Source organism: Streptomyces ossamyceticus, assembly GCF_001418475.1.
In the GTDB taxonomy this organism is placed as follows: domain Bacteria; phylum Actinomycetota; class Actinomycetes; order Streptomycetales; family Streptomycetaceae; genus Streptomyces; species Streptomyces ossamyceticus.
Genome location: NZ_LIQX01000395.1, coordinates 1 through 6,050, shown reverse-complemented (window position 1 = coordinate 6,050; position 6,050 = coordinate 1). Strand labels below are relative to the sequence as shown.

The following is a 6,050-nucleotide window of genomic DNA, read 5'->3' as shown; positions in this document are numbered from 1 at the left end:
GCGCGGGCGCGTTCAGGCCGAGTGGCGTGGGCGTGGGCGCGTTCAGGCCGAGTGGCGGGCCACCAGGCGGGTGGGGGTGACCACCGACGACAGGGCGCCCGGCTCCGCCCCGGACGGCTCGGGCGCGGCCGGATCGTCCGTGCGGCGGAACAGCAGGCGGGCCATCAGCCGGCCCATGCCCTCGATGTCCTGGTGCACGGTGGTCAGCGGCGGGTCGGTGTGCTCGGCGATCGGGGCGAGGTCGTCGAAGCCGACCACGGCGATGTCGTCCGGGACCCGCAGTCCGCGCTCACGCAGGACCTGGAGGGCTCCGGAGGCCATGAGGTCGGAGGCGACGAAGACGGCGTCGATGTCGGGGCGCCGGTCGAGGAGCGAGGCCATGGCCTCGGCGCCGCCCTGCCGGGTGTAGTCGGCCCGTTCGATCAGCTCGGGCGAGGCGCCGTCGAGCAGGACGTCCCGGTAGCCGTCCAGGCGGTCCACCGCCGAGGCCTCCTGGTCGTAGGGGCCGGTGATGGTGGCGATGCGCTCGCGGCCGAGGGAGACCAGATGGCGGACGGCCTCACGGGCGCCGCCCCGGTTGTCGGCGTCGACGTACACGCACTCGCGTACGGTCTCGCCGCCGCGGACCAGCGGGCGGCCGCCGAAGACGGCGGGCAGGCCGAGCCGCTCGATCATGCCGGGCAGCGGGTCGCAGGCGCGCAGCGAGAAGAGCAGGGCGCCGTCGACGTGGCCGCCGCCGAGGAAGTCGCCGACGCGCGGGTACTCCTCCTCTTCCTCCAGGAACAGCAGGACCGGCTGGGCGCCGTGGGCGACCAGTTCCTTGCGGATGCCGCGTAAGTGGAGGTCGAAGAAGGGGTCGATGAAGAGACGGTTCTGCGGCTGGCTGGCGACGACCGCGATGGCGTTGTTGCGGCGGGTGACCAGTTGCCGGGCGGCGGAGTTCGGTACGTAGCCCAGTTCGGCGACGACCTCCCGGACGCGTTCGACGACCTCCGCGCGCACCTTGCCCTCGCCGTTGATCACACGGGACACGGTGGACTTGGAGACCCCCGAGCCGCGTGCGACGTCCTCCAGGGTGGGGCGCTGTCCGTTCAGTCGTCGTGTCTGTGCCATTGGCTGCGTCAACACCGTCTCCGTAGTGGGCAGTTGGGGTGGGTTGGCCTGCCCGGCCACGGTAACGTCGAAAGCTTTCAGTACGCCGCCACGATGTGGACTTCCTCCTCCGTCACCTCGCCCTCGACGATGCGGTACGAGCGGAACTGGAAGTCGCCGAGTCCGTCGGTGTCCGCGGTGGAGACGAGGACGTAGTGGGCGCCCGGCTCGTTGGCGTAGGAGATGTCGGTGCGGGAGGGGTAGGCCTCGGTGGCCGTGTGGGAGTGGTAGATGACCACCGGCTCCTCGTCGCGGTCGTCCATCTCGCGGTAGAGCTTGAGCAGGTCGCCCGAGTCGAACTCGTAGAACGTGGGCGACATCGCCGCGTTCAGCATCGGGATGAAGCGCTCGGGGCGGTCCGAGCCCGCCGGGCCCGCGACGACGCCGCACGCCTCGTCCGGGTGGTCCTTGCGCGCGTGGGCGACGATCTGGTCGACGAGGGCCTGGGTGATGGTCAGCATGCTCGTCAGGATAAGCAGAGGGCCGCCGCGTACCGAAGGCTGGTACGCGGCGGCCCACATGCCGGGCAGGAGGCCGGTGGCCTCCGTGGGTGGAGCGGTCAGCCGACCTTCTCCAGGTCCGGGTCGCGGCGGCCCGTGACCTCGGGGTTGCGGGACTTCAGCACCAGCCAGCCGACGCCGAGGGCGGCGGCCCAGCCGGCCATGACGTAGAGGCTGACGCGGGCCTCGTGGTCGTAGGCGATGAGGCCGGTGACGAAGAGGAGGAAGACGATGGCGATCCAACTGCCCGTCGCGCCGCCCGGGGCGGGGAAGGAGGAGGCGGGCAGGCGGCCCGCGTCGACCGCGCGGCGGTAGCGGACGTGGCTGACCAGGATCATCAGCCAGGTCCAGATGCCGGCGCCGGTGGCGACGGAGACGACGTACTCGAAGGCCTTGTCGGGGACGACGTAGTTGAGGACCACGCCGATACCCATGAAGAGGACCGAGACTCCGATGGCGAGCGCGGGCGTCTTGGTGACGGACAGCTTGTTGAAGGCCTTGGGGGCCTCGCCGCTGTCGGCCAGGGTGCGCAGCATGCGGCCGGTGGAGTACATGCCGGAGTTGCAGGAGGACAGGGCCGCCGTCAGCACGACGAAGTTGACGATGCCGGCACCGGCGGGGATGCCGATCACCGCGAACGCCTTCACGAACGGGCTCACGCCCGGCGCGAACTCGGTCCACTTCACCACGCAGAGGATGACGGTGAGGGCGCCGACGTAGAACAGCGCGATACGCCAGGGCAGGGTGTTGATCGCCTTGGGGAGGGTCTTCTCCGGGTTCTCGGACTCACCGGCGGTGACACCGACCAGCTCGACGGCGAGGTAGGCGAACATCACGCCCTGGAGGGTCATCAGGGACGAGCCGATGCCCTTGGGGAAGAAGCCGTCGAAGGCCCACAGGTTGGAGACGGCGGCGGTGTCGCCGGCGGCGCTGAAGCCGAAGGTGAGGACGCCGAGGCCGATCACGATCATGCCGATGATGGCGGTGACCTTGATCATCGAGAACCAGAACTCGATCTCGCCGAACAGCTTCACCGAGATCAGGTTGGCCACGAACAGGACGACCAGGAAGACCAGCGCCGAGACCCACTGCGGGATCTGCGGGAACCAGTAGTTGATGTAGATCGCGGCGGCGGTCAGTTCCGCCATGCCGGTGACGACCCACAGCAGCCAGTACGTCCAGCCGGTGAAGTAGCCGAAGAACGGGCCGAGGAACTCGCGGGAGTACTCCGCGAAGGAGCCCGAGACCGGGCGGTACAGGAGCAGCTCGCCGAGCGCCCGCATGATGAAGAAGATGATGACGCCGGCGACGGCGTACATCAGGATGAGGCTCGGTCCGGCCTTGGCGATGTTCGCACCGGCGTTGAGGAAGAGCCCGACGCCGATGGCGCCGCCGATCGCGATCATCTGGACCTGGCGGCTGCCGAGCCCGCGCTCGTACCCCTCTTCGGAGGCCTCGCCGCGCACGGCGTCGTTGCCGTTGTTGTCGACCTGAGCGGAGGTCATGTGTGTTGTGCGCCTTTCTCCACGCTGGGCCGATCCGAGTCGTTCGTCGACCCCGGATCGGGTTCCGATCCCCCCGGATGTGATGGAGCTGAGCTGGTTCGCTCGTGCCTGGCCGACGGTCGTCGGCCGGTGGCGCACCCGGTGGACAAGGGTGGTGTCCCCCGGGCGGTCGTGAAGATTTATCACGGCCGCAATCTTGATCGGCGAGGCGTTTTGTGGCGCACAACACAGGAAGAAGCGGACAAATAACCCCCCTGAGGGCATCCCTCACCGCTGTGGTGACACGATCGTTATCCGGATTTGAGTGTCCTCTGAGCGAACGCGAAGCCAACCCGGAAGGGCTCCGGAGGGAACCGTGAGTTCCGCCACCGGAGCCCCCGGCGGAGGTGCACTCAGGGCATCAGCGTGGTGATCAGCGTCTCCTGGAGACCGCCCAGCCACAGGTACGCCATCACCATCGGCTTGCGCGGGTCCTCGTCGGGCAGCCGGTAGAGGAGGTCGGTGTCCTCCTCGTCGACGACGTCGAGCCGGGAGCCGATGGCCAGGCGCAGGTCGTTGAGGCAGCCCAGCCACCGCCGGGACTCGTCCGCGGACAGCTTGAGCACGGCGCCGCCCTCACCGGCAGCCGACATCCCGTCCAGGGAGTGGATCACCGCGAGTGCGTTGTCCCGCTTGCCGGCCCGCAGGTCGTTCTCGGTGAAGCGCCGGAACTCGGAAGAATGCGCCCGCTGCTCCTCGGCCTGGTCGGCCGTCGGAGTGCCCTCGGGGTCGCTGTAGGCGTCGGGGAAGAGACGCCTGAGCACGGGGTCCTTGGGGGGCTCGCTCGGCCCCTCGGCGAACAGCTCGGCGAGCGGGTCGTCGGGGGCCTCCTCGGCGGGGCCCGGACCGATCAGCTCCAGCAGCTGGACCGCGAGCGAGCGGATGATGGAGATCTCGACCTCGTCGAGCGCGACGGCCGCGCCGCCGCCGGGAAGCGGTTCGAAGGTTCCTGGCATCGGGTTGGTCGTTCACTCCGGTCGTGTCGTGTCAGGCCGGGTCGTCCGGCCCGCGGCTGCCGCCCGTGGCTACTTCCGGTCCTGCTGGAGCGTGGCCCACAGACCGTAGCCGTGCATGGCCTGGACGTCGCGCTCCATCTCCTCGCGTGTTCCGCTGGAGACGACCGCGCGGCCCTTGTGGTGGACGTCGAGCATGAGTTTGGTGGCCTTGTCCTTCGAGTACCCGAAATAGGCCTGGAAGACATAGGTCACGTAGCTCATGAGATTCACCGGGTCGTTGTGGACGATCGTCACCCACGGCACATCGGGCTCGGGTACGGCGAAGACCTCCTCCGCCGATTCGGTCTTCTCGATCTCCATGGGTGCGGCTGCCGTCACACGGCCCATGCTGCCACCACAGGGGGGTCCCCGCACAAACGGGGACCCGTGCGACGGAGGGTCCGTCAGAAAACGGACCCGGAAATCGTCAGATTGACGAGATGGGGGTACGATCCCTGCCATGAACACAGCGGACCTTGGTTTGCCGGTGGATGTCCCCTCGACCGCGCTCTTCACGGACCACTACGAACTCACGATGCTCCAGGCCGCCCTGAAGGCGGGCACGGCCGAGCGGCGGTCGGTGTTCGAGGTCTTCACGCGGCGGCTGCCGGAGGGGCGGCGGTACGGCGTGGTGGCCGGAACGGGCCGGGTGCTGGACGCGGTGGAGAACTTCCGCTTCGACCCCGGTGTCCTCGGCTTCCTGCGCGAGCGCTCCGTCGTCAACGCGGAGACCTTCGACTGGCTGGCGGGCTACCGCTTCAGCGGCGACGTCTGGGGCTACCAGGAGGGCGAGGTGTACTTCCCCGGCTCGCCGATCATGCGGGTCGAGGGCACCTTCGCGGAGTGCGTCCTCCTGGAGACGGTGATCCTGTCCATCCTCAACCACGACTCGGCGATCGCGGCCGCCGCCTCCCGGATGTCCAGCGCCGCCGGGGAGCGCCCGCTGATCGAGATGGGCGCCCGGCGCACGCACGAGCTGGCCGCGGTGGCCGCCTCGCGCGCCGCGTACGTCGGCGGCTTCACCTCCACCTCCGACCTGGCGGCGGGCTTCCGCTACGGCATCCCGACCGTGGGCACCTCCGCCCACGCCTTCACCCTGCTCCACGACCGTGAGCGGGACGCCTTCCAGGCCCAGGTGGATTCCCTCGGCCGCGACACCACGCTGCTCGTCGACACCTACGACGTCACCGAGGCCGTACGGACGGCCGTGGAGGTCGCCGGGCCCGAGCTGGGCGCGGTCCGCATCGACTCCGGCGACCTGCTGCTGGTGGCCCACCGGGTACGGCAGCAGCTGGACGAGCTGGGGGCGACGGGCACCCGCATCATCGTGACCTCCGACCTCGACGAGTACGCGATCGCCTCGCTGGCGGCGGCGCCCGTGGACGCGTACGGCGTGGGCACCCAGCTGGTGACCGGCTCGGGGCACCCGACCGCCTCCATGGTCTACAAGCTGGTGGCGCGGGCGGAGTCCGCCGATCCCACGGCGCCGCTGGTGCCGGTGGCGAAGAAGTCCACCGGCGGCAAGACGTCCGTCGGGGGCCGCAAGTGGGCGGCCCGGCGCGTGGACGAGCACGGGGTCGCCGAGGCCGAGGTCATCGGCACCGGGCCCGTCCCGGCGGAGCTGGAGGAGCACCAGCTCCTGGTGCCGCTGGTCAGGGAGGGCCGGGTCCTCGCCCGCGAGCCCCTCGACGCCGTACGGGACCGTCACACGGCCGCCCGCGCGAGGCTGCCGCTGTCCGCGACCCAGCTGTCCCGCGGGGAGCCGGTCCTCCCCACCGAGTACGCCTGAGAGGCGTACGCCGGGAGTCCGTGCCGGCCCACGCGAGAGCGAGCGGGCGCGGGCGCACGCGGGGAGCGGA

The 6,050-nt window shown here is 70.1% G+C and carries 6 protein-coding genes; 1 reads left to right on the top strand and 5 read right to left on the bottom strand.

Annotated elements, in window-relative coordinates; genetic code table 11:
• Positions 1-42: 42 nt before the first annotated feature.
• From AOK15_RS26970 to clpS, 5 genes are all read right to left on the bottom strand, one after another.
• Positions 43-1,113: a LacI family DNA-binding transcriptional regulator gene (locus tag AOK15_RS26970; protein ID WP_055520958.1), complete on the bottom strand. Its 1,071-nt coding sequence runs from the start codon at positions 1,111-1,113 to the stop codon at positions 43-45.
• A gap of 77 nt (positions 1,114-1,190) precedes the next feature.
• Complete coding sequence (locus AOK15_RS26965) at positions 1,191-1,613, bottom strand: M67 family metallopeptidase (protein WP_055520959.1); 423 nt, start codon at positions 1,611-1,613, stop codon at positions 1,191-1,193.
• A gap of 98 nt (positions 1,614-1,711) precedes the next feature.
• On the bottom strand, positions 1,712-3,157 hold the full coding sequence (locus AOK15_RS26960) for an amino acid permease (protein WP_055520957.1): 1,446 nt from the start codon (positions 3,155-3,157) through the stop codon (positions 1,712-1,714).
• Positions 3,158-3,549: 392 nt separating this feature from the next.
• The gene (locus tag AOK15_RS26955) at positions 3,550-4,152 is read right to left on the bottom strand and encodes a DUF2017 domain-containing protein (RefSeq protein ID WP_055520956.1); all 603 of its coding nucleotides are present in this window, start codon (positions 4,150-4,152) and stop codon (positions 3,550-3,552) included.
• A 69-nt stretch (positions 4,153-4,221) separates the two neighbouring features.
• Positions 4,222-4,539 (bottom strand): ATP-dependent Clp protease adapter ClpS, encoded by a 318-nt coding sequence (clpS, locus tag AOK15_RS26950; protein ID WP_055520955.1) that lies wholly within the window; start codon positions 4,537-4,539, stop codon positions 4,222-4,224.
• 112 nt (positions 4,540-4,651) lie between these two features.
• On the opposite strand from clpS, the gene AOK15_RS26945 reads away from it, so the two are divergent.
• On the top strand, positions 4,652-5,980 hold the full coding sequence (locus AOK15_RS26945) for a nicotinate phosphoribosyltransferase (protein WP_055520954.1): 1,329 nt from the start codon (positions 4,652-4,654) through the stop codon (positions 5,978-5,980).
• The last annotated feature ends 70 nt before the right edge of the window (positions 5,981-6,050 follow it).

What these genes read in the sequence shown, in the direction of transcription:
- AOK15_RS26945 (WP_055520954.1), top strand. Translation starts at nt 4,652, where the DNA reads ATGAACACAGCGGACCTTGGTTTGCCGGTGGATGTCCCCTCGACCGCG.
- clpS (WP_055520955.1), bottom strand. Translation starts at nt 4,539, where the DNA reads ATGGGCCGTGTGACGGCAGCCGCACCCATGGAGATCGAGAAGACCGAA.
- AOK15_RS26970 (WP_055520958.1), bottom strand. Translation starts at nt 1,113, where the DNA reads ATGGCACAGACACGACGACTGAACGGACAGCGCCCCACCCTGGAGGAC.
- AOK15_RS26960 (WP_055520957.1), bottom strand. Translation starts at nt 3,157, where the DNA reads ATGACCTCCGCTCAGGTCGACAACAACGGCAACGACGCCGTGCGCGGC.
- AOK15_RS26955 (WP_055520956.1), bottom strand. Translation starts at nt 4,152, where the DNA reads ATGCCAGGAACCTTCGAACCGCTTCCCGGCGGCGGCGCGGCCGTCGCG.
- AOK15_RS26965 (WP_055520959.1), bottom strand. Translation starts at nt 1,613, where the DNA reads ATGCTGACCATCACCCAGGCCCTCGTCGACCAGATCGTCGCCCACGCG.